20 protein-coding genes are annotated in these 26,358 nt (G+C 35.8%); 9 read left to right on the top strand and 11 right to left on the bottom strand.

Features of this window, described 5'->3' with window-relative positions; translation table 11 throughout:
* Window positions 1-42 precede the first annotated feature (42 nt).
* Together J2Y40_RS10875 and rpiB are read right to left on the bottom strand one after the other, a co-directional pair.
* Window positions 43-876, bottom strand: a complete 834-nt coding sequence (locus J2Y40_RS10875) for a hypothetical protein (protein ID WP_153396836.1) — start codon at window positions 874-876, stop codon at window positions 43-45.
* 248 nt (window positions 877-1,124) lie between these two features.
* Window positions 1,125-1,559, bottom strand: coding sequence for a ribose 5-phosphate isomerase B (gene rpiB, locus J2Y40_RS10870; protein WP_309998894.1), 435 nt, complete (start codon window positions 1,557-1,559; stop codon window positions 1,125-1,127).
* A gap of 556 nt (window positions 1,560-2,115) precedes the next feature.
* Between rpiB and J2Y40_RS10865 the strand changes: the two genes are divergently transcribed.
* Complete coding sequence (locus tag J2Y40_RS10865; RefSeq protein ID WP_309998892.1) at window positions 2,116-3,306, top strand: phosphoglycerate kinase; 1,191 nt, start codon at window positions 2,116-2,118, stop codon at window positions 3,304-3,306.
* A gap of 1,694 nt (window positions 3,307-5,000) precedes the next feature.
* On the opposite strand, the gene J2Y40_RS10860 is transcribed toward J2Y40_RS10865, so the two are convergent.
* The 6 genes from J2Y40_RS10860 to J2Y40_RS10835 form a co-directional block, all read right to left on the bottom strand.
* Window positions 5,001-5,822 carry a bifunctional 2-polyprenyl-6-hydroxyphenol methylase/3-demethylubiquinol 3-O-methyltransferase UbiG gene (locus J2Y40_RS10860; protein ID WP_153396842.1) on the bottom strand — a complete coding sequence of 274 codons (822 nt, stop codon included), beginning with the start codon at window positions 5,820-5,822 and terminating at the stop codon, window positions 5,001-5,003.
* A 114-nt stretch (window positions 5,823-5,936) separates the two neighbouring features.
* The gene (gene mnmG / locus J2Y40_RS10855; RefSeq protein WP_153396844.1) at window positions 5,937-7,799 is read right to left on the bottom strand and encodes a tRNA uridine-5-carboxymethylaminomethyl(34) synthesis enzyme MnmG; all 1,863 of its coding nucleotides are present in this window, start codon (window positions 7,797-7,799) and stop codon (window positions 5,937-5,939) included.
* A gap of 147 nt (window positions 7,800-7,946) precedes the next feature.
* Window positions 7,947-8,366 (bottom strand): rRNA maturation RNase YbeY, encoded by a 420-nt coding sequence (gene ybeY, locus J2Y40_RS10850; RefSeq protein ID WP_153396846.1) that lies wholly within the window; start codon window positions 8,364-8,366, stop codon window positions 7,947-7,949.
* Between the two features lie 4 nt (window positions 8,367-8,370).
* Window positions 8,371-10,527, bottom strand: coding sequence for a patatin-like phospholipase family protein (locus J2Y40_RS10845; protein WP_153396847.1), 2,157 nt, complete (start codon window positions 10,525-10,527; stop codon window positions 8,371-8,373).
* Between the two features lie 2 nt (window positions 10,528-10,529).
* On the bottom strand, window positions 10,530-12,977 hold the full coding sequence (locus J2Y40_RS10840; RefSeq protein WP_309998886.1) for a bifunctional UDP-N-acetylmuramoyl-tripeptide:D-alanyl-D-alanine ligase/alanine racemase: 2,448 nt from the start codon (window positions 12,975-12,977) through the stop codon (window positions 10,530-10,532).
* A gap of 157 nt (window positions 12,978-13,134) precedes the next feature.
* Entirely contained in the window at window positions 13,135-13,722 is a 588-nt protein-coding gene (locus J2Y40_RS10835) for a thymidine kinase (RefSeq protein WP_153396851.1), read from the bottom strand.
* A 61-nt stretch (window positions 13,723-13,783) separates the two neighbouring features.
* Between J2Y40_RS10835 and J2Y40_RS10830 the strand changes: the two genes are divergently transcribed.
* The 4 genes from J2Y40_RS10830 (at window position 13,784) to fabG (ending at window position 18,357) form a co-directional block, all read left to right on the top strand.
* On the top strand, window positions 13,784-15,241 hold the full coding sequence (locus J2Y40_RS10830) for a hypothetical protein (protein ID WP_309998884.1): 1,458 nt from the start codon (window positions 13,784-13,786) through the stop codon (window positions 15,239-15,241).
* Window positions 15,242-15,250: 9 nt separating this feature from the next.
* Window positions 15,251-15,925 carry a 16S rRNA (cytidine(1402)-2'-O)-methyltransferase gene (gene rsmI, locus J2Y40_RS10825; protein ID WP_153396855.1) on the top strand — a complete coding sequence of 225 codons (675 nt, stop codon included), beginning with the start codon at window positions 15,251-15,253 and terminating at the stop codon, window positions 15,923-15,925.
* 44 nt (window positions 15,926-15,969) lie between these two features.
* Window positions 15,970-17,445: a WG repeat-containing protein gene (locus J2Y40_RS10820; protein ID WP_153396857.1), complete on the top strand. Its 1,476-nt coding sequence runs from the start codon at window positions 15,970-15,972 to the stop codon at window positions 17,443-17,445.
* A gap of 168 nt (window positions 17,446-17,613) precedes the next feature.
* Window positions 17,614-18,357 carry a 3-oxoacyl-[acyl-carrier-protein] reductase gene (gene fabG, locus J2Y40_RS10815; RefSeq protein ID WP_153396859.1) on the top strand — a complete coding sequence of 248 codons (744 nt, stop codon included), beginning with the start codon at window positions 17,614-17,616 and terminating at the stop codon, window positions 18,355-18,357.
* A 55-nt stretch (window positions 18,358-18,412) separates the two neighbouring features.
* Here the strand turns inward: fabG and J2Y40_RS10810 are convergent, their stop codons facing one another.
* Entirely contained in the window at window positions 18,413-19,453 is a 1,041-nt protein-coding gene (locus J2Y40_RS10810; RefSeq protein WP_153396861.1) for a GMP reductase, read from the bottom strand.
* 37 nt (window positions 19,454-19,490) lie between these two features.
* On the opposite strand from J2Y40_RS10810, the gene J2Y40_RS10805 reads away from it, so the two are divergent.
* The 3 genes from J2Y40_RS10805 to J2Y40_RS10795 are packed head-to-tail and all read left to right on the top strand — an operon-like array spanning window position 19,491 to window position 21,916.
* The gene (locus J2Y40_RS10805) at window positions 19,491-20,270 is read left to right on the top strand and encodes a prolipoprotein diacylglyceryl transferase (protein WP_231128700.1); all 780 of its coding nucleotides are present in this window, start codon (window positions 19,491-19,493) and stop codon (window positions 20,268-20,270) included.
* Window positions 20,267-20,494, top strand: coding sequence for a hypothetical protein (locus J2Y40_RS10800; RefSeq protein WP_153396863.1), 228 nt, complete (start codon window positions 20,267-20,269; stop codon window positions 20,492-20,494). Before J2Y40_RS10805 ends, J2Y40_RS10800 begins: the two co-directional genes overlap by 4 nt.
* Window positions 20,495-20,512: 18 nt before the next feature.
* Window positions 20,513-21,916: a radical SAM protein gene (locus J2Y40_RS10795; protein ID WP_153396865.1), complete on the top strand. Its 1,404-nt coding sequence runs from the start codon at window positions 20,513-20,515 to the stop codon at window positions 21,914-21,916.
* 80 nt (window positions 21,917-21,996) lie between these two features.
* Here the strand turns inward: J2Y40_RS10795 and surE are convergent, their stop codons facing one another.
* Window positions 21,997-22,767, bottom strand: coding sequence for a 5'/3'-nucleotidase SurE (gene surE, locus J2Y40_RS10790; protein ID WP_153396867.1), 771 nt, complete (start codon window positions 22,765-22,767; stop codon window positions 21,997-21,999).
* 462 nt (window positions 22,768-23,229) lie between these two features.
* Between surE and J2Y40_RS10785 the strand changes: the two genes are divergently transcribed.
* Window positions 23,230-26,019, top strand: a complete 2,790-nt coding sequence (locus J2Y40_RS10785) for a chondroitinase family polysaccharide lyase (RefSeq protein WP_309998878.1) — start codon at window positions 23,230-23,232, stop codon at window positions 26,017-26,019.
* A gap of 133 nt (window positions 26,020-26,152) precedes the next feature.
* On the opposite strand, the gene J2Y40_RS10780 is transcribed toward J2Y40_RS10785, so the two are convergent.
* Window positions 26,153-26,323 carry a lmo0937 family membrane protein gene (locus J2Y40_RS10780; protein ID WP_153396871.1) on the bottom strand — a complete coding sequence of 57 codons (171 nt, stop codon included), beginning with the start codon at window positions 26,321-26,323 and terminating at the stop codon, window positions 26,153-26,155.
* Window positions 26,324-26,358 lie beyond the last annotated feature (35 nt).

The raw sequence follows: 26,358 nt of genomic DNA, 5'->3' as shown, positions 1-26,358 counted from the left end.
TTTCATTGGGTATTAGTTTTTAAAATTTTATTCTATCAATTTTTAGTCCAGAATTATTCCACGGTTGCAAGCTTCCTCAGGTTTGTATCTTATTTTCGTAATAAATCCTTTGTTGCAGTTACAGTCTGCGTTTTCTTCGACAAATTTTGACTGCATTAAAATCGGAATTCCTTTTTCATTAATTATATAAGACTGCGTCAGATTATACTGCTTAATATCTTTTTTGAATCCAGTTTCATAATGTTTGGCAATACGAATCTCTGAGAAGAGTTTCCCGTTTTTATACACGCTCTTTTTATAAAACGGATCGTCTTCAGTCTCATGAAATGTAAATTCATTAAACTCATTTTCCCGTTGGTGAAAAGTATAAATTAATTGATCATTATTGTTAAACAAATTAAAAAATACTTCATAATTTTTATTATTCTCCTGCTCTTTACTGTAGAAAATAAGGTAGTTCTTTTTGGAAGCAGGATTATATTTATAGTAATCCGGAAACTTTATATTCTCAACAGTTCCTTTATATGAAAATTTTCTGGAGTAAGAATAATAAAACGGCAGTCTGTCTTTCTCACTGTAAGACCATATTTTCGATTGCCCATATTCATCATATCTTATACTGTCTTTGTAAAAGCATGTAATATCTTTCTTCTTCATTCTAATCAGATACTCTGAAAACTCATCTTTGAAATCTTCATATCTTCCAAAAAATTTTAAACCTTTTGAAAATGATATCTCCGAAATATTTTTTCGGGGATTTTCCATACAATAGGTTCTGAATTTTTTTATACTGCATTCCAGTCTGTCTCTTCTATCCAGCTGCCCAGATACCCCAATAAATAAAAACAGAAAAGGAAAGGTCAGATAAATTCTCATAAAATTAGTCTATGCAAGGGTAATTTTTATTTCAAGTTCAAGTTTTAGTTTTGTTTCCAATCTATTTTAAAACTATAAATTTCGTTTTATAAATTCAATACAAATATGGGGAAAGTGTGGGGAAACCTATGATTAAATTGTCTTTAATTTTATAGGAAATACAGAATGGTAAACTCTGTAAGGCAGTGCAAAGATATAAAATAAAAAATAAATAAGGCCTGTAATATGATTTACAGGCCTTTATATTTTTAGCAAACTGCGATTTTATCAACTCTGTTCTGGTGTCTTCCACCTTCAAAATCTGTAGTGAGAAACTTTTCAGCAATTTCAATAGCCAGTTCCTTAGAAATAAACCTTGCCGGCATTGAGATCATATTGGCATCATTATGTTGTCTTGCCAGTGATGCAATCTCCGGCATCCAGCATAAGGCACATCGAATCTTCTGATGTTTGTTTGCTGTGATCTGTACTCCATTTCCGCTTCCGCAGATTAAAATTCCGAGTTCATTTTCCCCGTTTTCCACAGAAGTTGCGGCAGGGTGTACAAAGTCCGGATAATCCACACTGTTTGTGGAAAACGTTCCAAAGTCCTGAATTTCAAATCGTTCTGAAAGATAGTTTTTAACAACCTCCTTGTATTCATAGCCTGCATGGTCTGCAGCAATCGCTATTTTTCTTTTCATAATACCTTTATTAAGTCTTGTATAGATTTTATTTCATGACAAAGGTAAGAATAATAACAATTGATGTTAGTAAACCGGGAGTTAATTGTGAAAAGCCGTGTGAATAACTGTGGAAAACTTTTATCAAGTTTATATTTTTTAACATTAAATTATTTCGTAATGGAAAATTAATCTGGAAACTTTAACCACAATTTTCAAAATCTTTTTCACAGGTAATCTTAAGTTTTTCCATAAAAAAATTACTAATAATGGTTTTCTATCAAAGTTATCAACAACTGTGCATAAGTATGTGAAAAGACAGGTTTACAATATTTTACATTGTGAGTTAAATATGAATTGTATCAAAATTAAATGTTATCAATTTTTAGTTTAAAACTTATCCCCGAAACTAACAATACTCAACAACAAAGACATTATTCTTTTTTTTTAAAGAGAAAAAATTGTTGATTAATGAATGTTGAGACTTCGGGAAAGTTTTTGAAAACTTTTGTTTCAATGAATCTGTTGAAAAAGTTTAAAACCTTACATTTGTGAAACGAAAAATTCAATGTTACTTATGAAAACAATCAATGATTTCAATTTTAAAGACAAGAAAGCTTTGGTTCGTGTGGATTTTAATGTTCCACAGGATGATCAGCTTAATGTAACGGATAATACTAGAATCGTTGCGGTGAAGCCCACAGTAGAAAAAATTCTTAAGGACGGAGGTTCTGTCATCCTGATGACCCACCTAGGGAGACCCAAAGGAGAAGTGAAGGATGAATTTTCTCTGAAACATATAAAAGACGAGGTTTCGAATGTTCTTGGACAGGAAGTGAAGTTTGTTGAAGAATGCGTAGGGGAGAAGGCTGAAAAGGCTGCTTCTGAGCTTCAGCCGGGTGAAATCTTATTGTTGGAGAATCTGCGTTTTCATAATGAAGAAGAAAAAGGAGATGAAGCCTTCGCAGAAGAGCTTTCTAAATTAGGAGATGCTTATGTGAATGATGCATTCGGTACCGCCCACCGTGCTCATGCTTCTACTGCTGTAATTGCAAAATATTTTTCATCAACTAAATTTTTCGGTTTACTGATGGCTAAAGAACTTCAGGCAATAGATAAAGTTCTGAAGGGTGGCGAGAGACCCGTAACTGCTATTCTAGGAGGGTCTAAAGTTTCAACTAAAATTACCATTATAGAAAATATACTTCCTGCCATCGATAATTTGATCGTAGGAGGTGGTATGGCTTTCACTTTTATTAAAGCATTGGGAGGGAAAGTCGGAAATTCTTTAGTAGAAGAGGATAAACTTCCTTTGGCTCTTGAAATTCTAGGTAAAGCTAAAGAACATAATGTAAAAGTATATCTGCCATCTGATGCTATCATTGCTGAGAGCTTTAATAATGAAGCGGATAGAAAAGAAGCTGATATTTATGCAATCCCTGAAGGATGGATGGGGCTTGATGCTGGTCATAAATCAAGAGATCAGTTCAATGATGTACTGCTGAACTCAAGAACTATTCTTTGGAATGGTCCTATCGGAGTTTTTGAAATGTCTAATTTCGCTGGTGGAACCATTGCTCTTGGAGATAGCATTGCTGAAGCAACTAGTTTGGGAGCTTTCTCATTAGTAGGAGGTGGTGACAGTGTTGCTTTTGTTAAGCAATTCGGTTACGGAGATAAAGTAAGTTATGTTTCTACCGGTGGTGGAGCAATGCTTGAAAGTCTTGAAGGATTGGAGTTACCTGGTGTAGCTGCGATCAACAATTAATAGAAAGATCATAGATATTTTTGAAACCTGCTAATTATATTAGCAGGTTTTTTTACATATAAATTTACTCATAAAATGCTTTATTCATCGGATTTTAAATGTGTTTTAAATATAACCTCAGGTTATACCTTGGGTAATACTTTGATTCCGTATGATTTATAATTTGTTCTTATTCGCCTTTGAAAATTAGCATTTTTTTTTCGATATTTTGACCATAATTTGATAGATTGTGATTGATTTATTTTTGTGTTTATTGATCGTATTTTGCTTTTTTTTTGAAAAATATATTTAACCTGATTTCGGGTTATGGAAACTAAGATAATGGACTGGAGCTGGAAGTTAGTTTTTTTTAAGATCATTGAAAAATTGTTTCTGGATTTTGTACGTATTAAAACTCTATGAGAATTAGATATTGATCAGGTTTATTATCCTTTCGCTCCGTAGGAGCTCACCTTAGATTATGTATTAATTTCTATGAACAGAGTACTCCTATGGAGCACTTTTAAAAATTCAAATAACTCCTATTTTTTATTAAATTCATATATTAATCATAGGTTATAACTCTTTATTTAAGTTAGAATTTCTTATTTCAAACTGAGGTTAATAGGAAGGTTTAAATTGAAATTTATTCTCGGAACTAATTATTTTATTTTACACAGTATTGAGGTATCATTGCTTGATGTTTTAAAGTTATCTATATTATATTGATTTTTATTTATTTCATATATTAGTGATATGGTTGTAATTATTTGATTATTAATATTTAAACTATTTTTTTATTTGTATGAAATAATTTTATTTAGATTCCCTTAGTTAGTTTTAAATTTGGAATATGTATTAATCCTGTGAAGTTCTTTTTTTCAGAAATTATTCCATTATTATTTTAATTGCTTTTTTCTTCCAACTTAATGTTTGTTCTTAAATTTCAACAAAATATTTCTCAATGCTCATGAAAATATATATTGCTCGTTTTTTTGAACGTAATTTTATTTTTTCGAAATCTGAGGACTAAAAAAATTTATTTTTCTCCTGTTTCGGTTACAGATTTCTGTGATTTAAGAACTGCATTAATTTTTGAATTGTGTTTTCAGAAGTATGATTATGTATTGAGTAGGGGGAAGCCTGGTCATTTTTTACCAAACCTATTTTATTGAAATTAAATAAAAAGAGAAAATATGTATTTTTTAGTTTCTCTCTGTTTTTTATTTTCAGGATGAAGTTTGCCATTAGGAGTCTTTTCATATTCATTTTTGGCTTTCAGTTGAAAAAGCATGGAAAAATGACTTTCAGAATCATGGTTTAAATCGATTTTCTGTAATTTTCCATGGTTTTATATGTTAATTAAGAAAATAAGCTTCAAATGCTGTGTTTTTGAAAGAATTTACTTTTAATAAGCCTTATTTTTACTTTTTTAGCTTTAATTTTCTTTGATTTTCCCTGATGCTACTTTTTTTAATAATTTAATTAATGAACAGTTAATTTCATTTTTTCATATTATGAGTTTGAGTCTCTTTTTGTAAAAATTAAATAGGGTAGTGCGGAAGAAAATTAATTTGATTTTAAATAACGAAGAAACCATAAGCTTCTGTCCTGCCTTTAAAAAATAAAACTCAGGAAATTTTTTCCTGAGTCTTGTAAATTTAACGTTAATATGCTGAAAAACGACCTTCATAAACGCCTTTAAAATCGATTTTCTATCTTTTTTCGATAATGTATATCAAACTGGAATATTCGTTCGAAAAAAGTGCCTTTACGTTCGAAATTGTTCCGTAAATAGTCGCTTTAAACCAAAATAGAGGTGATTTTTTATATTTTTCGCTTAACATAGAGATGTAATATGAGTCCAGTATCAAAGGTTTGATCTTCCTCATTTTCCAATCCGGATTTTTAGAAATTAAATTTTCCATTCCATTTTTTGAGAAATGATAAATATGTCTGGGTACATCATAAGCTGCCCAATATTCTTTATAGTGTAAGGCGTCATAGGAAGTAGGATTGGGAACAGCAATAATAAGAAGTCCTTTGTCTTTTAATTTCCCATGGAAAATTCTGAGCATCTCATCCTGATTTTCGATGTGTTCAAATACATGCCATAATGTAATTGCATCCAGGCTTTGATCTCCTATTTTTTGAATATCATCAATAATCGTTGTTTTTGTTATTTTTGCCGTGGCTGCTTTTCTTGCATCTGAATCTGGCTCATAACCGTAGGTCTCAAAATCGTCTTCAATATACTTTACAAATTCTCCGGCACCACATCCGTAATCCAGAACTTTGGCACCTTTATGTATTCTCTCTGCAAGGATATTTCTTTTGTAGTTTAAATTGAAAGACTGAAGAAATTTATATACCTTTTCTTTTAAGCTTCCTGAATCCTGATGATGGGAAATATAATCTTCGCTTTCATAATATCTGGAAATATTGGATGGGATAGGGGTGGTTTTAAAAACACCTTTTGTATCTGTTTCCTTAATCTCAAAAATTTCCTGTGAAAGAAAATGATCTTTTATTTTCATTAAACTCTATCTTTTTATATTAAAAATTAAGATATCTATAAGTTTTAGCTAAGCTCATAAATACCTTAATTTTTGCTTTATTTTTAAAAATGTTTCACGTGAAACATTTTATAGTTAACGTCCTAAATAGACCAGCAAAACGTTGATATCAGCAGGGGAAACACCGCTGATTCTTCCTGCTTGTGCTATTGTTTTCGGTTTTACGTTGGTCATTTTCTGTTTTGCCTCTGCAGAAAGGCTTGAAAGCTTGGTATAATCAAAATCTTCAGGGATTTTAATATTTTCAAGACGGTTAAGTTTGGCAACATTTTCCTTTTCCTTTTCTATATACCCTTTGTACTTGATATTAATTTCAGCCTGCTCTCTTACTTCGTCATTGTATTGAGATGAGAATTCTTTGATGGCTTCAATTTCATCCAGCTTTTCTAAAGTCATATTAGGTCTGGTGAGGATCTGTGCAGCTCTGTATGCCTGATCTACAGGACTGCTTTCTATAGATTGCAGAATAGGGTTGATTATTCCTGGTTTTAAAGAAGTTTCGCGTAGAAACTCTTCAAGTTTTTGACTTTCAGATAGTTTTGTTTCTACTTTTCTTAATCTGTCTTCTTTGGCAAGGCCTAAATGGTATGCTTTCTCCGTTAATCTGATATCTGCATTGTCCTGTCTTAAAAGAAGTCTGTATTCGGCACGTGAAGTAAACATTCTGTAAGGTTCCTCAGTTCCCTTTGTAATAAGGTCGTCAATAAGAACGCCGATATAAGCTTCATCTCTGTTAAGAATGAATTCTCCTTTTTCGTGTACTTTATTGTGGGCATTGATGCCGGCGATTAAACCTTGTCCGGCTGCTTCCTCATATCCTGTTGTTCCGTTGATCTGTCCTGCAAAATATAAATTGTCGATCAGTTTTGTTTCTAACGTATGCTTTAGCTGGGTAGGAGGGAAGTAGTCATATTCAATGGCGTAACCCGGACGGAAAACTTTTACATTTTCAAATCCCGGTATATGTTTCATTGCTTTGATCTGTACATCTTCCGGAAGAGAAGAGCTGAATCCGTTTACGTAAATTTCTACGGTCTTCCATCCTTCGGGTTCTACGAAAAGCTGGTGTCTGTTTCTTTCTGCGAAACGGTTGATTTTATCTTCAATACTTGGACAGTATCTTGGCCCTAAACTTTGAATGGTTCCATTGAACATTGGACTCCTGTCAAAACCTTCTCTTAAAATATCGTGTACTGTTTCATTAGTATATACGATATGGCAGCTTAGTTGTTTTGTTAATTTCGGAGTATCAAGATAGCTGAACTTTTGCGGATTTTGATCTCCTTTCTGTTCTTCCATTTTTGAATAATCCAAACTTCTTCCGTCTACTCTCGGTGGAGTACCAGTTTTCATTCTTCCTGCTTCAAATCCTAAAGATACCAATTGTTCTGTGATTCCGAATGCTCTTGGTTCACCCATTCTTCCTCCGCCTAATTGTTTATCTCCAACGTGAATTAATCCGTTAAGGAAAGTTCCATTAGTTAGAACTACAGATTTTGCTTTAATCTCAATTCCCAAAGAAGTAACAACTCCGGTTACTTTATTATTTTCAACAATAAGCTGTTTTACCATATCCTGAAAGAAATCAAGATTGGGTGTATTTTCTAAAGCGAGTCTCCATTCTTCAGCAAAAAGCATTCTGTCATTTTGAGTTCTTGGTGACCACATTGCGGGACCTTTTGAGAGGTTCAGCATTTTAAATTGTATGGCAGATTTATCTGCTACGATTCCGGAGTATCCTCCCATCGCATCAATTTCACGGACGATCTGTCCTTTCGCAATTCCACCCATTGCCGGGTTGCAACTCATCTGTCCGATGGTCTGCATATTCATGGTAACAAGTAGGGTCTTTGAACCTAAATTGGCTGCCGCTGCTGCTGCTTCACAACCTGCATGTCCGGCACCTACTACGATTACATCATATGTTTCTGAAATCATTTTGTTATGCTTGTTTTAAGCCTTTTAATTTTAATATTTCGCGAATGTTTCACGTGAAACATTTTCGGAAAATGCACTGTAGATGATTTCTTATTGTGCTTATAATTGAATGAGTTAGGAATCGGGCTTTAAGTGATTCTTCAATTTCTAACCCTTTAAATTATAGTATTTGTTCAAATAGAAATCTTCTTTTCTACGCATCTCTTTTTCCTCTTCTTCAGTCTTGTCTTTGTATCCTGCAAGGTGTAAAATTCCATGAGCTAAGACCCTTCTTACTTCTTCTTCATAATCTCTGGATAGAGTAGAAGCATTATCCGAAACGCGCTGCAAAGATACAAAAATCTCACCGCTTATTGTTTTGCCTTTTACATAATCAAAAGTGATGATATCGGTATAATAATCATGCTGTAAATAATCTTGATTAATCTTAAGAAGGTATTCATCATCACAGAAAATGTAACTGATTTCACCTAGTTTTTTTTCTTCTGAAAGAATAATATCTTCCAGCCATTGCTGGTAATCTGTAGCTACAGATTCCGGTAAGTTTTCGTAAAAGAATTGTATCATTGTATTAAAACCAGTGTCCTAATATAACACTGAATATGCCTTTTTGATTATTTTTTAATGAATGGCTAAAGTTTATTTTAATCTGCCCGAAAGGAGATTTATATCCGGCTGTTAGCCCAAGTGAGCTGAAATTTACCTTGGCTGCATCTTCAAAACTTATATCGTTGGAAAGATTGGCAAAGCTGAAATTTCCGCTTAGAAAATAGTTTTTATTGAATTTAAACTGAACATCGTTTGAAACCAATATCACATTGTTAGCATTCAGTTGGGCAAAGTAGAAGCCTCCGAAGCTTTTAAAATTAACCAGATTCTGTTCAAAAATTCCACCCAGTCTGTACTGGTAAAATTCCGGAAGATCATCACCAAGGGTAATTCCACCGTATAAATTCAGGCGGTAAGAGAACTGCTTAGACAGAGGAATATTCAGTCTGATATCTGCCTTTATCTGGATCACTCTTTTTTCTACTTCAGATTTGAGGAGATCAATTACTTTTCCTTCTGTATTAATATAAATACCTCTGGAAGGAAAATCTTTATCATTTTGAGTATCACTCTTTAAAAATACATATGGATTCAGAAAACGCATATACCGCTTATTTAAGCCGTTTATTTCTGCTCCGAAATAGTCATGGCTGATTCCGCCTCCGATCGCAAATTTATCCTTCCAGACAGACTGTATAAAGGCTTCATTTCGGAACCATTCCCATTTATCCACTACATTATTATCTAAGTTCTTTAAATCAATCGTCATTCCGGAAGAATAAATTCCGAAACCGGGAATATATCCATTATCAATAAAGTAATTAAGATAATATCTTGGTTTATCTCCTACAACTACATCCAGTGAAAGATTAGAGTTTTTGGTTAAAAGCCTCTTTGCGGAGTAATTTAAAAGAAGTCCGGTCTTGAATATTTCATCATAATGAAGACCTACCTTTAAAAAATGACGGGCTTCATCTTCTGTTACGTAGAGCTTGAGATAGCTTGCATCATTTTCAGAAATGATATCGTAGTTGATAAACTTGTAATTATTGGTGGCAACCAGTCTGTCTATTTTTTTATTTATACTTCCATAAGTTTGCAGAGAGGGGAGGCGAAGACCCATTTTTCCCAAAACATAGTTTTTACCGTAAATACGTCCTCCATCTAAAGCGATACTGTCAATCTTATACACATTGGAGTAGATTGGATTGATGCGTTGTCTGAGACGGTCAAACTGCCGTTTCGGAAGCTGGTCCAGTATTGAGGTATATTTCATCCCTTCCGCATACCCGCTGTCAAGAATTTTTTTCTTGTCATCATAGCTGGTTGCGGACATTCCTTTCAGATTAGGTTTGATATTGATGTCTGTATATTTATATTGTCTTTTCGTATCTCTTTTAATTCCGAAATCAATTACCTGGTTCAGAATTGAAATAATATTGCTTAAATCCTCTCTTTTTGAAAGATCCTGGTTAAGGTCCACCCCGATGACGATATCGATTCCTTTGTCCTTTAAAGGCTTTGAGGGATAATTAACCGTCATAGCACCATCAATATAAATACTGTCGCTAATTTTTACAGGGTCCATCAGAGAAGGAAAAGCAGAACTCGCCATAATAGACTGTACGAGATCTCCTTTTTCAAAGATCTGCATATTGCCGCTTTCCAGATTGGTGGCTACACACATAAAAGGAATGGGAAGCTTCGAAAAGTCGTCGATATTGGAAACATTCTTGAATAATTCTTTAAGAAGATAAACATTCCTCTGCCCAGTGCTGATGGAAGAAGGCAGTGACATTTTTCCGTTCTTTAATGGAATGGATAAAAGATACTTGTCTACTGATTTGTTGAAAAAAGAAGATTCCTGTCTGGATTTCGGATCCATAATTAAAGAATAGAAGTCTGTGTCCATGACAATTTTTTCTATTTCCTTTCCCGAATAACCTGAAGCATACAAACCACCTACAATGGCTCCCATACTGGTTCCGGCAATATAATCCACTTTTACTCCTAGGGAATCTAATACTTTCAGTACTCCGACATGTGAAAAACCTTTGGCTCCTCCGCCCGCAAGCGAAAGACCTATTCTGGGATTTTTCGGAATGACCAGATCCTTTTTTACCTGGGACTGGATCATTAGTAAAGGGAATATGAAAAATAGAAACAGGAGTTTTCTCATAACTAATCTTTTATATAAATCCGTTTCACCCGGGGTGAAATGGATGTTAGTACTTCATAGGTTATCGTTTTGCAGTAGCCTGCAAATTCTTTTAAGCTGGGCTGCGCATTAAAGATAGTAACTTTATCGCCTTCTTTTACATTCGGGATATGATCTACGTTTATCATCATCATATCCATACAGATATTTCCAACAATAGGAGCCAGTGCTTTGTTTACACCCAGGCTTCCTACCTGATTTCCTATCATTCGGGGAATTCCATCTGCATATCCTACAGGAATTGTTGCGATCTTTGCAGCATGATCTGGTTTGTATTTTCTGCTGTAACCAACTGATTCTCCGTTTTCTACAGTTGAAATCTGAGAAATAACGGTTTTAAAGCTGACAACAGACTGTAATTGTTTTTGTATTTCACTACTTGGTGATTCTCCAAGCATTCCTATTCCGATCCTCACCATATCATACTGATGGTTGGTATAACTTGTTATTCCAGAAGAATTCAGGATGTGGCGAAGGGGGGCATACCCTAGTTTTTCAATTAAATAAGCAGAATTTTTGTCGAAAACTTCCAGCTGCTTTAATGTAAATTCTTTTTCTTCGGGCATGTCTGAAGAAGAAAGATGGCTGAAGATACTCTGAACCTTCAGGTTTTTATTACTTAAAGCTTCACCTAACTGATCCAGTTCAAAATCTTTGAAACCAAGTCTGTGCATTCCGGTTTCCAGTTTAATATGAATTGGATATTTTTTGTCGTATCCTGATTTTTGTACGGTATCGTAAAACAGTTCCAAAACTCTGAAACTGTAAATTTCAGGTTCCAGATTATATTCAATGATGGCATCATAGCTGTGTTGCTCAGGATTCATCACAATAATAGGGGTGGTAATCCCTTTTTTGCGAAGTTCAACGCCTTCGTCAGCAAATGCTACCCCTAAATAATCAATATGATGATGCTGTAAAAATTCTGAAATTTCATAGCTTCCCAATCCGTAAGCGTTGGCTTTTACCATAGCCATCATTTTGGTTCCCGGCTTCAGCAGGGATTTATGATAGTTGATATTATGAAGAATAGCATTCAGATTGATTTCCAGGACCGTATCATGTTTTCTGAGTTCAAGAATATCTTTAAGCTTCTCAATTTCAAATTTTCTGGCTCCTTTCAGCAGGATGATCTGGTTTTCAATTTCAGTAAGATGCTTACTGTCAATTAATTCCTGAGTGCTGATGAAAGTATACGTTTTAGATTTAAACAATTCTTTGAATTTTGATATTTTGTCTCCGATCAGGAATACAGAATCAAACTGCTGTTCATTCACGAGTTCGGAAACTTCTTCGTAGAGTTCTTTAGAATTGGAATTAACCCCGACAATATCTGTCAGAACCAATGATTTTTTAGATTTATTATATTCCTTCAGAAACTGAAGAGCTGTTTTCAGAGAATCCAGATCAAGGTTAAAAGAATCATTGATGACAATATTGTTTTTAATTCCCTCAATTGCTTCAAGACGCATTTCTACGGCTTTTAAAGTATTGATCTTTTCTATGATTTTCTGATTGTCGATATGAAGTTCTTTCAGAACTGTAACAAGGGCAAGAGCATTTGTTAAGGTAGCTTCGTCTCGTTGGTGAACAGGGAAGGAGATCTCTTCATCAAAATATTTCACAATGATTTTTTCATCTTTTGAAGGATAATTTTTGATGGAAACCTGATTGTTTTCTTTAAGACCGTAGGAAATTAATTTTCTGCTTGAATATAATTCTTTTATCTTTTTGTCTACCAAAGAATTGTCTCCGTTATAAATAATAACTTCAGAATGTCTGAAAAGGATGATCTTTTCATCAATCAGTTCTTCTTCAGAATTAAAATTGGCTGCGTGAGCCGTTCCGATGTGAGTAAGCAGTCCGATTTGAGGATGGAAGATATTCTCCAGTTTCTCCATTTCATGCGGGTGGGAAATCCCTGCTTCAAAAATTCCCAGTTGATGAGAACTGTTGATTTGCAGCAACGATAGAGGAAGGCCAATCTGAGAGTTAAAGCTCTTCGGGCTTTTCACAGTTGGAAATTCATTCCACAAGCACTGATAAAGCCATTCTTTTAAAATGGTTTTTCCATTGCTTCCGGTAATTCCTATAGATTTCAGTGCTGCATTTTCAAAATGATATTTAGCTAATTTCTGAAGAAAATCCACGGCATTTTCAACAATGATCCATGTTACATTTTCAAACTGCGGATAATGATGTTCTGAGATAATGATATCAATTCCCCTGTCAATAGCAGCTTCAATAAATTTTTCTCCCGAGTTTTTATGCGTATTTACTGCAATAAATGCGGTATTCTTTGTTGAATAGATGATTCTGCTGTCAAAAGCTATGTTTTTTACTTCCAGATCCTTATCACCAATCGTTTGCGAATTGGTAATGGCTGCAATTTGTTGTACTGTATAGTTCATTGATACCCCTTCTGCTTTATATTTTAGTTGGAACTGCAAAAAGGCAAAATTGCAAAAGTTTAAAATCTATCTGTTTTACTTTGCAACATTACAGTTTTACTTTTCCGTTTTCCATTTATTATTATTCTATTTAATGAATCTGTAGATCCCTTTAAAGTTACTTTCTCTTCAAAAGCACTTCATCAATAAAAACCCTGCGGCTTACGGCTTCATAGCTCTCTGTTTCTCCCAGTTCCACAAGGTCATTGCCCTGTGAGGTTCTCATGGAATAATTGGCCAGGTTGCCTGTTCTCTTGCAAATAGCATGCACTTTTGTAACATATTCGGCGGTAGCCATCAAATTAGGCATCGGCCCGAATGGGCGCCCCAGAAAATCCATATCCAGTCCTGCAACCACTACTCTTATCCCGCTGTTGGCAAGTTCGTTGGCAATATCTACAATGCTTTCATCAAAAAACTGGGCTTCATCAATACCTACTACATCACAGTTGGAAGCCAGAAGGAGAATTTCATTGGGATTTTCTACTGCTGTACTGCGGATTTTATTGTGATTATGGGAAACAACATCCTCATCAGAATACCGTGTATCCAGTTTGGGTTTAAAAATCTCTACATTCTGTCCCGCCATCTCTGCTCTCCTCAGTCTTCGGATCAACTCTTCGGTTTTTCCGGAAAACATAGAGCCGCAGATAACTTCCATCCAACCACTTTGTTTGGAATGATTAATTGTATTTTCTAAAAACATTTGTTAAATTAGCCGTATATTTTTAAGATCAAAAGTAAGCAATTTTAACAAGATTCTTAATATGCAGAACATCCAAGATTTAAAGGAAAAAATTTTTTTTGAATCCAAGAATATCATTGATATTTTGGACAAAATAAATAACGTAGACGAATTACTTTCCAAGCAGGATCTTGTAGATGAGCTTGCCAACAGGATTTCTTTTCTACGGCTTCTGGAAAAAAATATTGATTATTTCATACCGGATCATTCCGGCCAAACCTCAGAAAATCACTACCATTCTTTTGCTTCCGGTGAACAGGAAACGCAGGATTCCGGTAATGAGGTTACAGAGGAAGAAGCTATTTTCAATAATGAACTGAATGAAATAGATGAGTTTGAAAATGAAAATTTTGCCAGCGAGTCAGCTGATGAAGAAGGTGTTTTTAATAGCCAGATTGAAGGGATTGCTGAAAATGAATTTCATGAAAATATCATCAGTTTTGTAGAAGAAAATACAGATTCTACCCAGGAAAATTCCGAAAATGGAATAACGGATGAAGAAGCCATTTTCAGTAGACAGCTGAACGAAATTGATGAGAATGAAACCTCTGAGAAAAAAGAGATTATTTTCAGTTTCGTAGATGAAGAAAGAATTCTTGCGGATGCAGAACCTGATGATGAAGAAGATATCAGCGAAGATCTTTTTACCGATAAAACAACAGAAGAGGAAGCAGTTTTCAATAATCAGTTAAATGAAATTGATGAATCTGAAAATGAAGAAGAGAAAATCACTAAAACTGCCGTCAGAGATACTCCGGAGCGAATAGAGATCATTCCAAGTATTTTTGATACAGAAACGCTGGATGATGAAATATTGATTGAAGAAACAGAAGAATTCATGAATTCTGATATGATAATGGAGCAGGGAGAAATGGGAAGTGATGTTTCTAATGTAGAGAATATTCTCAGCGAAATAAAAAATGATCTTCCTGCAGAAGAAAAAAGTACAGAAACTGAAGCTGGCGAAGTTCATGACAGAAGGAAAATTGTAGAAATAGACAAACATGCTCAGGAAAACGATACCGAAAGGCATGCCTCCGATGAAAGCTTTGAAGATCTGGATGCCTATCATGAAGAAAAGAAGATCCGTCTGGCCAATATAAAAGGGCTGAAGGCGGTACAATCTCTTTTTGATGATGATCCTTTAGAAAGAGATATACCTAAGGAAAAACCACCGGTTCTTTCAGAAAGAGAGGACTTGGGAAGTATCCTGAAAACCAATATTCCGACCCACTTGATGGAAGCAGAAAAAACAAAACCTGAATTTAAACTTGATTTAAATGACCGGATTGCTTTTTCGAAAATGCTCTTCGGAGGAAGCCAGACTGACCTTAATGATACGGTGGCCCAGCTAAATCACTTCAAAAATCTGGAAGAGGCTAAAGAATACCTGAGCGACCTGTATTATGAAAGAAAATGGAGCAAGGTGGATGAATACGCCCAAAGGCTCTGGATATTGGTAGAAAATAAATTCTTATAATTTTAAATTTTGAGCGGAATCCTATATTTTGTTCCTACCCCCGTAGGAAATCTTGAAGACATGACCTTCAGGGCTGTAAATGTCCTTAAGGAAGTTGATTATATTTTGTGTGAAGACACCAGAACATCCGGAATACTTTTGAAGCATTTCGAGATCTCTAAACCTTTGAAATCTTATCATCTGCATAATGAGCATCAGGCCACTGAAAAAGTGATTACTGATCTTAAAAACGGGCAGAATATCGCTATTATTACGGATGCGGGAACTCCCGGAATTTCAGATCCCGGTTATCTTCTTGCAAAAGCGGGAGCAGATAATGATATTGAAATGATCTGCCTTCCCGGAGCTACAGCACTGATCCCGGCATTAGTTGTTTCAGGTCTTCCAAATAATGAGTTTCTGTTTGCAGGATTTCTTCCGCAAAAAAAAGGAAGACAGACCAAGCTGAAACAGCTGGCCGAAGAGAAAAAAACCATTGTCCTGTACGAAAGCCCGCATAAGATCAATACCACATTGGAGCAGATCAAAGAATTCTTCGGTGAAGAAACCAAAGCAAGCCTGAGCCGGGAAATCTCTAAAAAATTCGAAGAGACTAAACGCGGAACGATCAATGAATTAATTGAATTTTCCAAAAGTAAAACTTTAAAAGGGGAGATCGTTCTTATTGTCAATAATTCCATTTAATTTCATTGAAAAAATTAGTTTTTGTATGCTTTACATCGTTATGTATGGCACAGACCACTCAGTACACTAAAATCCTTTTATCAAAAAAGACAGGAAAAGAAGTGACTTCCTATTCCGGAGGCTATGGGACGGCTTATGATTTTAAAACCAGGTCTCAAAGTATCGTCGATTCCTTAGGTAATATTACGTTTGAAACTTCTCCTAAAGAAAGGGTTTCACATATTGTAAAAAACAGGTTTATCCTCACTTCCGAAGAATCCGCCCGTGTAGTTGAATCAGCGGTTATCGATGAAAAAGGAAACAGGATGATCCCATCTGATAACCAGAGTTTCAATATGCCATGGCTCAGCAATGAATGGATCATATCCTCAAAGCAAGGTAAAGATGCCGTTTACGATTATAACGGAAAACAGATCATTCCTTATTCGGACAGGATAAGGCTTGCAGGAAAGAAACGGTTTTTCGTTTTGAAGGAGAATCAATGGTTTCTATATGATTTCCGGGGAAAGCAAATGAGCAGCAGAGGCTTTAAAAAAGACTATGATTTTGAAGGTGAAAGAGCACTGATCATCAATGAAAACGGACAGAGTGAAATCATTGGAACAGAAGGACAGACCCTTCATCAGTTTTCTAAGCAAATAGTTAATATCCATTCCTATCCTTATCTTATTACAAAAAAACAGTCAACCGGAAAATATGGTATCATAGACACCGAAGAAAATATCCTTGCAAAAGAAATCTTTGATGGTGCTGTACCAGAATATTTCAGTGGCCAAAACTATATTTATCTGAAGAAAAAAGGGAAAACAACTGTTTTTAACAAGAAGGAAAAGAAGTTATATCCTAACAATTTTAAAGATCTGGTTCCTTTATCCAAAGATCTTTTCAGCTTTTACAGCAATTCTGCAAAAAAAACAGGAGTTGTCAATCTGTCGGGAGAAACAGTAGTCGCGCCGGAATACGATTTTGTAAAAAGTTTTAAGATTTCAGGAAAAGATTTTATTTATCTTAAAAAAGAAAAAGAAGAAAAGCTTCTGAATAAGGATCTGCAGAACATTCTGGATGCAAATACCCAGGTCATTGCTTTTTATCCAGATTTTCTGATCATTAAAAAAGATAGTGTTTATTACACATTTTCAGTTTCAAACAGGTCTTTAACTGTGCTGAAAGATATTGTTTTCATTAAAGAACAGGAACCCGATTTTTATAATATCCTGAACCTGTATTCAAAACCGGCAGTTTGTAAAAATAGCAGTAATTTATATGGCATCCTCAACGAAAACGGCAAAGAAATTGTTCCTTTCACCTATGATGATATTGTGGTATTTGAAAATTCTGAAAATGAAATTATCGTAAAAAAAGACGGCAAATATGGAGTAATTAACTTTCAGAATGAACCTCTGAAAGAAATTGTATACGATAAATACGTTTGGCAGAAAGAAGTTCTGAAGCTTGATAAAGACAGGAAAACAGACGTTATTTATTTCACCAGATTTAAGAACATCGGCAGCAGTCTTTAGTAATATGATAAAAAACAGCGAAAAAAAATAAGTAATTTGATGATTTGGAATGCATTGAATAACAATTTATAATATCTTTGCGCACTGTTTAATCCATATAAAATTAAATATACTATATTGCCGTTTTCCAGAAACGGAATAATTGTAAGAATATAATTGTCAAGAGATATGAAACTATTAGAAGGAAAAGTAGCGCTAATTACAGGAGCTACAAGAGGAATCGGAAAAGCAATCGCTGAAATGTACGCTAACCAGGGTGCAAAAGTAGCTTTTACTTATGCCGGCTCTGTAGACAAAGCTAAAGAATTAGAAGCAGCTTTAAGTTCTGTAACCCAGATTAAAGGATACCAGTCCGATGCATCAGATTATGATGCTGCTCAAAAACTGATTGATGATGTAATGGAGGAGTTCGGAAAAATTGATATTTTAATCAACAATGCAGGGATTACAAAAGATAATCTTCTGCTGAGAATGTCTAAAGAAGACTGGGACGTAATCATGAGAGTAAATCTGGATTCTGTGTTCAACCTTACTAAAGCGGTGATTAAACCGATGATGAAGGCTAAATCAGGATCTATCATCAATATGACTTCGGTTGTTGGAATAAGCGGAAACGCAGGACAATCGAACTACGCAGCTTCTAAAGCTGGGGTTATTGGATTTACAAAGTCTATTGCAGTAGAATTAGGCTCAAGAAACATCAGATGCAACGCTGTCGCTCCAGGATTCATTGAAACTGAAATGACTGCCGTTCTGGATGAAAAAGTAATCCAGGGATGGAAAGATCAGATCCCGGCAAAAAGACTTGGACAAACCGAGGATGTTGCCAATGCATGTGTTTTCTTAGGAAGTGATATGGCTTCTTACATTACAGGACAGACATTGCAGGTAGACGGAGGGATGTTAACTTAATAGATAACAAAAAACGATAAAAAAGCCAGATCTTTACGATCTGGCTTTTGTTTATTTAATCTTTAAAGACTTGGTTTTCCTGCTCCTGTACCCTGATAAAAGTAGTTCTTTTAGAAAGCTCTTTAAGTTTTGATGCTCCTACATACGTACACGTAGAACGCACACCACCGAGAATATCCTTTACGGTTTCTGAAACCGGTCCTTTGTAAGCAGCTTTTACTGTTTTTCCTTCTGATGCACGGTATTCAGCAACACCACCAGAATGTTTATCCATTGCTGTTTTGGAACTCATTCCGTAAAACAGGCGGTATTTTTTTCCGTTTTCTTCAATGATCTCCCCGCCGCTTTCATCATGTCCGGCAAACATTCCGCCAAGCATCACAAAATCAGCACCGCCTCCGAAAGCTTTGGCTACATCTCCCGGAACCTTGCAGCCTCCGTCGGCAATAATATGACCTCCCAGTCCGTGGGCAGCATCAGAGCACTCAATGATTGCAGAAAGTTGTGGATAGCCTACCCCTGTTTTTACACGGGTGGTGCAAACCGAACCGGGGCCAATTCCTACTTTGATGATATCCGCTCCGGCCAGAAGAAGCTCTTCCACCATTTCTCCGGTTACTACATTACCTGCCATAATAATCTTATCCGGAAAATTAGCTCTTGCGCGCTTCACAAACTCCACAAAATGCTCAGAATAGCCATTCGCTACATCAATGCAGAGAAACTCAATTTTCGGGTGCTTTTCGATGATCGTTCTGAGTTTCTCTTCATCAGCCTTTCCGGTTCCTGTACTTAAAGCGATATACTGATGAATGCTATCAGGCTGGCTGTTAAGAAATGCACTCCATTCTTCAGGCGTATAATGTTTGTGCACTGCTGTGATGATTTTATCTTTAGCAAGTTCCAACGCCATTTCAAAAGTACCAACTGTATCCATATTGGCGGCAATCAGCGGAACACCGCTCCATTTTTTTTGAGTGTGTCTGAAGGTGAATTCCCTTTCCAGATCAACTTCCGAACGGGATTTTAAAGTTGAACGTTTGGGACGGAACATGACATCCTTGAACCCCAGTTTTATTTCATATTCTATACGCATCTGGTAATTATTTATCAGAATAAAGGTAGTGAATAATATGAAATGGTTTATTTTTGAACCTATGGATTTTCCTGTAACTTTTGAAATCTTCGGCCGTACGGTTCTTGCACATCCGCTTTTTGAAGCGGTAGGAATGTTCCTTGGGATGCGGTATTATTTTTATCTTAAAAGAAAATCCAGTGAGAAGCTTTCTTTCAATACCTCTGCTGCCGTATTGATAGGAGCCACAGCAGGAGCATTAATCGGTTCCAAACTCATCGGAAATCTGGAAAATCCGTACATTATTTTTGAAAACTTCAGCTTTACAAAATTCTGGTCTAATAATACGATCGTAGGAGGTCTTGCTTTCGGATTGATAGGGGTAGAGCTGGCTAAGAAAATAGTACATCATAAAGAAAGTACGGGAGATCTGATTGTTTTTCCGCTGATGCTGGCCATCATTATCGGAAGAATAGGCTGCTTCCTGACCGGAATTTATGAAGAAACCTATGGAATTCCTACCAGTTCTGTTTTTGGAATGCATCTGGGCGATCAATATCTCAGGCATCCTGTTGCCCTTTATGAAATTGCTTTTTTAATGATACTCTGGATTGTCTTAAAATATATTCAGACCCGGAATAAATTCGCTTCAGGATTTGTTTTTCAGTTATTTATGCTCAGCTATTTTACATTCCGGTTTTTCCTGGATTTTATTAAACCGAGAGCTGAGATCATCGGAAAACTTGGAACGATACAGCTGGTATGTATTTGTGTAATTATTTACTACATTTATACCATTAAAAATACCCAATCTCTCTATTTAAAATATTCAAAATGAAAAATTTAACAATTCTGGAAGCAGGAGGCCTGTTGGGTCTGGTGATTATGATCATCGGTTTGATCATTCTGGGAGCACTTTTGATTTCGCTGGTCATAACGGTTATCGTAAAGATGATCTATGAATCTAAGGATGAGAGAAAATTCAGTAAAAAACAGTTTATACAGACCATGCTGATCTGTCTTCTGATTTGTGGTCTTATCAGTGGATATATTTGTGGATGAGTATTTTAAAATTAAATTATGCCAGTAAGAAATTATACCTATTACGATTATACCATCAGCCTTTGCCCTGATTGCCTTAAAAGGGTAGGAGCCAAGATCATTATAGAGGATGAAGCCGTTTTCATGACGAAAAGATGCCCGGACCATGGGTTTTTCAAAACAAAAATTGCTTCAGATGTGCAATATTATAAAAACATAAGAAATTACAACAAAGCATCAGAAATGCCCGTGCATTTTGGAACGGATGTGGAATATGGATGTCCTTACGACTGCGGGTTGTGTGTAGATCACGAGCAGCACAGCTGTCTTTCTATTGTGGAAGTGACGGATCGGTGTAATCTAACCTGTCCTACGTGCTATGCTATGTCTTCTCCTCATTACGGAAGCCACAGAAGTCTGGAAGAAATTGAGGCCATGTTTGATACCATCGTGAAAAATGAAGGCGAGCCGGACGTGGTCCAGATCAGTGGGGGAGAACCCACGATTCATCCAGAGTTTTTTAAGATTATGGATATTGCCAAATCAAAGCCGATCAAACATCTGATGTTGAATACCAACGGAATAAGAATTGCCAATGATCCCGGATTTGCTGAAAAACTGGCATCTTATGCTCCTGAATTTGAAGTCTATCTCCAGTTTGATTCTTTTAAGCCGGAAGTGCTTGAAGATTTCAGAGGTAAAGACCTTAGCTCAGTCAGAATGAAGGCACTGGAAAAGCTGAATGAGCTTAACCTTTCCACCACCCTGGTGATTGTGCTCCAGAAAGGTAAAAATATTGATGAAATAGGGAAGATCATTGAATTTGCCCTAAAGCAGAAATGTGTAAGAGGAATTACTTTCCAGCCTGTAGAAATTGCAGGAAGAAACAGGGAAGATTCTGCTCATGAGAAGATTACCCTGACGGAAGTAAGACAGGAAATTCTCAACCAGTTTCCGCTTCTTAACGGGGATGATATTATTCCGGTTCCTTGTAATCCGGATGCTTTGGCAATGGGATATATTCTTAAGCTACAGGGAGAAATCATTCCTTTGACAAGATATATCAATCCTGCAGATCTCCTGAACAATGAATCCAGAAATACCATTGTCTACGAACAGGATCAGGGACTTCATATGCAGCTGCTGGATATCTTCAGTACAGGGATTTCTGTAGATAAAGTAAAACCTAAGGTGAACCAGTTACTGTGCTGTCTTCCTGAGGTATGTGCTCCGGATCTGGATTATGATAATCTATTCAGAATCATCATCATGAATTTTATGGATGCCCATGATTTTGATGTAAGAGCGGTAAAAAAATCATGCGTTCATATTGTAGATAAAAACCTGAAGCTGATTCCTTTTGAGACGATGAATCTTTTCTACAGAGATGAAAAGAAAGAATATCTGGAAGAACTCAGAAGGGAAGATAAAGTTTTATTTTAATAGAAAAGGGGCGGAAATTATTCTTTCACGCCCCTTAAATGTATTGTTTACCGGATATTGTCATATTCCGGCTATATAAATCAATTGAAATTCATTACCTCTTCCAATGTTTTCATATACTCATAAGCCGTAAGATCGAACTTCACCGGAACAATGGAGATATATCCGTTGGCTAATGCTGTTTCATCAGCATCTTCAGATTCATCCATATTGTTGAAATAACCAGTAAGCCAGTAGTATTTTTTTCCGTGTGGGTTTACCCTTTCGTCAAAGCTTTCTTCCCATTTGGCGTTAGCCTGTTTACAAACTTTAATTCCTTTGATTTCTTCTGCAGGAAGTTTCGGGATGTTAACGTTCAATACAATACCTTTCGGCATGGGGTTTTCCAGTGTTCTTTTTACAATATTCTGAATAAACTCCTTAGCTTGAGTAAAATCAGCTTCCCAGCTGAAATCCAGCAAAGAAAATCCAATAGCAGGAATTCCTTCCACTCCGGCTTCTACAGCCGCAGACATGGTTCCTGAATAAATCACATTGATTGAAGAATTAGCCCCGTGGTTGATTCCTGAAACGACAATATCCGGTCTTCTTTTCAAGATCTTGTCAAGAGCCATTTTTACACAATCTACAGGCGTTCCGCTGCATGAATAATCAGTCTGCGGCCCGTCAAGGGTTACTTCTTCGTAGCTTAACGTAGAATTGATTGTAATAGCGTGGCCTTTTCCACTTTGAGGAGAGTTAGGTGCAACAACAATAACTTCCCCTATTTCGTTCATAAAATTTATAAGATTTCTGATTCCTGGTGCGGTAATTCCATCATCATTAGTAACCAGAATAAGTGGTCTTTCCATAAAAAAATTGATTTTAACAAATAGTGCAATTTAACTTTCTTTTATTCTGAGAATAAGAAAATTAATTTACCTCAAAAGTAGATAAAAGTTTTCAAAAATAAACGGTGTTCTTACCAAAATTGAATAGAATTGATGTCCTGAATATAAGATAAAGGACAGACATTTTATAAAACAGATTGTTTTTGTAGTAATCTTTTCAGATGATCGATTTTTTAAAATAATATTTTATCGTGTTTTGTAAAAATTATAATAAAATATAAACATTTTTAATTATTTCATATTAATAAATGATGTAAATGATAAAAAAATCATTAAAATATATTTTGAATAGTGAATAATTTATTGATGTAGATGGAAAAGATGTATTTTTACATAGTCTTTTATTTCATAATCAAAGAATTGGATGAAGTGGCAGAAAATGAAGACTTAATACAAATTTTAGTTAACAGAAAAATATATATTATGTTTCCCAGAGTTCTATTATTTTTGATTGTTTTAAGTTCCGGCTTCCTGAAAGCGCAGCTTAGCGAAATAAACAACGTCAAGACAAAGTATATCAACTGGCTTACGGATGCTTCGATAACAACTTACTCGGACAATAATGTGAAGGCACTGTATAATAAATATATTCAGCAGGCCAACAGTGTGGAATCTACCATTAATAACAATTATAACTTTGATTCACCAGGAGCAGCTTGGAATATGGTAAACTCTTCTGATGAAAGTGCATTAATAAGCCTGGTAAACAGCAATCTTTTTTACCTCGTAATGGCTTACCATCTGAAAGGACCCATTGTGAATGGTCAACCCTCCAATCCTAAATACCATAGCCCGCAGCTTAAAGAATTAATTCTTAAAGTATTTAAATACATCAAAGACAAAGGGATAAACAGTACAACCAATTTTAAACTTTCTGTGGAACCTGCTATGGAGCGGATAGCAATGGGGAATTCGAGCTTTGGATTGAGAAGTTCTCCTTTAGGAGAATGTGTACTCCTTATGAAAGATGAGTTGGTTCAGGCTGGTGAGTTTTCACATCATATGGGAATTTTGGAGGGGTTTACTTCCTTTATAGATCCCTCCAACCCCAACTATCATTTTACGTATTCTGGATGCAATACTGATGTGATACGTTCAATGATGCACGTCCGCCTATGTTATATCTTGGCGTTGGATGATACTGCTCCGCAAAAACTGGAGAAAATGAATTTCCTGTATCGTTTTATGAATAACTCATTGTCTATTGCAAGCGGATGGGCAGATATGATTAAACCGGACTTTACTGCCTTTCATCATTTAGGTGCCTACCCTAATTCATATGGGGCAAATGGACTTAGTGTTGCCGCTGTATTGAATTACATTCTTAAAAATACAGCGTACGAGTTAAATGCCACTTCAAGAAACAATCTCAAAAATGCACTGATGGCTTATCAGAAATACAGTGCCGATTTTGAGATTCACAGGGGCTGGACTGGCCGTTTTCCCAATACCACAACACCTCTTCTTACTATCAGATCCGCTTTTGCTTTGTTGTATGCTGCAGATCCTGTTGAAAACCTGGAAGCAGGTCAGTTTTTTAAACAGATTTATAACATGCCCGGAGGTGGATTTAATCCTGCGGTTACATCGGGAACGGGAAATACAATGTCTATGGGACAGATTGTTATCAACATTAAAAATAATGTTTCATTGTTGCCAAGTAACTCAATTACAGAAGGACAGTTCAGCTTCCCTTACGGAGGGCTTAGCGTTCACAAATACAATGGTTATCATGTTGCTGTAAAAGGAACCAGTAATCATATTTGGCATTACGAAAACAGTGCTACAGAAAATATTTTCGGAAGATATATTTCCGCCGGAGCAATGGAAATTCTTTCTGCGGGGACTTTTAAAACAAGACTTTCTAATGGTTTAGGAGTAGCAGGGACAAATGGTGCTGTTACAGATAACGGATGGGATTGGAGCCATCTTCCCGGAACAACGGTTGCCAATATACCATTAAGTGCTTTTCCTACGGGAACTCATAGATTATTTAGTGGAAAAAAATTCCTTGCTCATGCTTCGCTGGATAATAATGGAATATTCGCCATGGATTATAAGGATGCCAATTCCGTTACAGGAGCTTCTGCACTTAAAACGGTTTTCTTCTTTAAAGACAAAATGCTGTGTCTGGGCTCTGAGATCAAAGATGCGGGAGGAACATACCCTATTCATACAACCCTATTTCAGACAGGCCTGCCTACTGCCGCTACCCCTACAAATATAAACGGAACTGTTCAAACCGGGCTTAATGTGAATTTTTCACAAAGTACAGGAAATGTATGGGCTACGGATGCTGTAGGCAACGGATTTGCAATTCCTTCAGACGGTTATACAGGTTCGGTAGTAATTAAAAGGAGTACCCAACAGTCCCGTAATCAGGCTAATACTGCGGATACCCAAGGGGATTATACTACGGCCTATATAGACCATGGTACAGCCCCTTCTTCAGGTAAATACCGTTACGGGATCATTATGCAGGGTGGAGCAGCCGGTGCGCAGAATATGGCGAATAATTTTTCCAATTATTTTGAGGTTTTTCAGCAGGATAATAAAGCCCATGTGATGAAATCTGTGGAAGACAACATCTATGGTTATGCTGTTTTTGATGCGTCATCCGTATTCCAAAATGATAAAGTGATTTCTGTAAATAAACCATCGATAATAATGACTCAAACGCTAAATAGCGGAAATAAACTAAAGGTAAGCCTTACGAGTCCACTGGGACTTTTGAGTGATAATGAGAATTATACTTTTAATCAGATATCCGGAACGGCATCCCGTTTTTATCAAATACCACAAGTTGACCCTGTAAAGCTTACTCTGGCTGGTAAATGGCAGCTGGAATCTCCAAACAATAATATAAACATTTCTATTACAGGAAATAATACTGAAGTTACCTTTAATACCATCAACGGAATTACGATTCAGACCACTTTGATTCCTGAAGTTTTTCTGGGAACTCAGGAGATTGGAAATAAGGATGCTGCTTTTTCCATATATCCGAATCCAACAAAAGGAAAAGTCACAATTATCTCCATAAAAAAATCTTATAAAAACCTGAAAGTTTATGATCGTTCAGGAAGAGATATTTCTTCAATAATTGCAGTGGAAAAAAATAAAGATAGAAGTATCCTTGATCTCAGTTCATTAGTATCAGGAACATATACGGTATGTCTTGATAATGACTGTAGGAAGATCATTAGGAATTAAAAGAATAATTAATTCCGGCTGATAAGAATTGTAATCCGGAGACTCTAAAAAAAACAGGCTTTAGCAAAATCTGAAAACAGTATCTGCTGAAGCCTGCTAATTGATTTAATTAAGTGGTTTTACAAAATTTAAATTACTCAAGAGGCTTTCTGCCGGTAATAATATTGTAAAGGATAACAATAATTGCTATAACCAGTAGAATGTGTATCAAATAGCCTGTGCTGATGCCCGGTACTATTCCTAACATTCCTAAAAGCCAAACAACGATACAGATGACCGCAATTAACCATAATAAACTTCTCATGATATTACATTTTAAAGTTATGTAATTAAATACCA

This window comes from Chryseobacterium sp. 2987, from assembly GCF_031456375.1.
Lineage (GTDB): Bacteria > Bacteroidota > Bacteroidia > Flavobacteriales > Weeksellaceae > Chryseobacterium > Chryseobacterium vaccae.
The sequence above is the reverse complement of the archived record's forward strand: the minus strand, read 5'-3'. Positions and strand labels throughout refer to the sequence as shown.

Coding starts and splice junctions, on each gene's coding strand:
- mnmG (WP_153396844.1), bottom strand. CDS start 7,799: ATGATTTCAGAAACATATGATGTAATCGTAGTAGGTGCCGGACATGCA.
- J2Y40_RS10820 (WP_153396857.1), top strand. CDS start 15,970: ATGGCACAGACCACTCAGTACACTAAAATCCTTTTATCAAAAAAGACA.
- J2Y40_RS10875 (WP_153396836.1), bottom strand. CDS start 876: ATGAGAATTTATCTGACCTTTCCTTTTCTGTTTTTATTTATTGGGGTA.
- J2Y40_RS10830 (WP_309998884.1), top strand. CDS start 13,784: ATGCAGAACATCCAAGATTTAAAGGAAAAAATTTTTTTTGAATCCAAG.
- rpiB (WP_309998894.1), bottom strand. CDS start 1,559: ATGAAAAGAAAAATAGCGATTGCTGCAGACCATGCAGGCTATGAATAC.
- J2Y40_RS10800 (WP_153396863.1), top strand. CDS start 20,267: ATGAAAAATTTAACAATTCTGGAAGCAGGAGGCCTGTTGGGTCTGGTG.
- J2Y40_RS10805 (WP_231128700.1), top strand. CDS start 19,491: ATGAAATGGTTTATTTTTGAACCTATGGATTTTCCTGTAACTTTTGAA.
- J2Y40_RS10785 (WP_309998878.1), top strand. CDS start 23,230: ATGTTTCCCAGAGTTCTATTATTTTTGATTGTTTTAAGTTCCGGCTTC.
- J2Y40_RS10865 (WP_309998892.1), top strand. CDS start 2,116: ATGAAAACAATCAATGATTTCAATTTTAAAGACAAGAAAGCTTTGGTT.
- J2Y40_RS10840 (WP_309998886.1), bottom strand. CDS start 12,977: ATGAACTATACAGTACAACAAATTGCAGCCATTACCAATTCGCAAACG.
- J2Y40_RS10860 (WP_153396842.1), bottom strand. CDS start 5,822: ATGAAAATAAAAGATCATTTTCTTTCACAGGAAATTTTTGAGATTAAG.
- fabG (WP_153396859.1), top strand. CDS start 17,614: ATGAAACTATTAGAAGGAAAAGTAGCGCTAATTACAGGAGCTACAAGA.
- ybeY (WP_153396846.1), bottom strand. CDS start 8,366: ATGATACAATTCTTTTACGAAAACTTACCGGAATCTGTAGCTACAGAT.
- surE (WP_153396867.1), bottom strand. CDS start 22,767: ATGGAAAGACCACTTATTCTGGTTACTAATGATGATGGAATTACCGCA.
- J2Y40_RS10845 (WP_153396847.1), bottom strand. CDS start 10,527: ATGAGAAAACTCCTGTTTCTATTTTTCATATTCCCTTTACTAATGATC.
- J2Y40_RS10835 (WP_153396851.1), bottom strand. CDS start 13,722: ATGTTTTTAGAAAATACAATTAATCATTCCAAACAAAGTGGTTGGATG.
- J2Y40_RS10810 (WP_153396861.1), bottom strand. CDS start 19,453: ATGCGTATAGAATATGAAATAAAACTGGGGTTCAAGGATGTCATGTTC.
- J2Y40_RS10795 (WP_153396865.1), top strand. CDS start 20,513: ATGCCAGTAAGAAATTATACCTATTACGATTATACCATCAGCCTTTGC.
- J2Y40_RS10780 (WP_153396871.1), bottom strand. CDS start 26,323: ATGAGAAGTTTATTATGGTTAATTGCGGTCATCTGTATCGTTGTTTGG.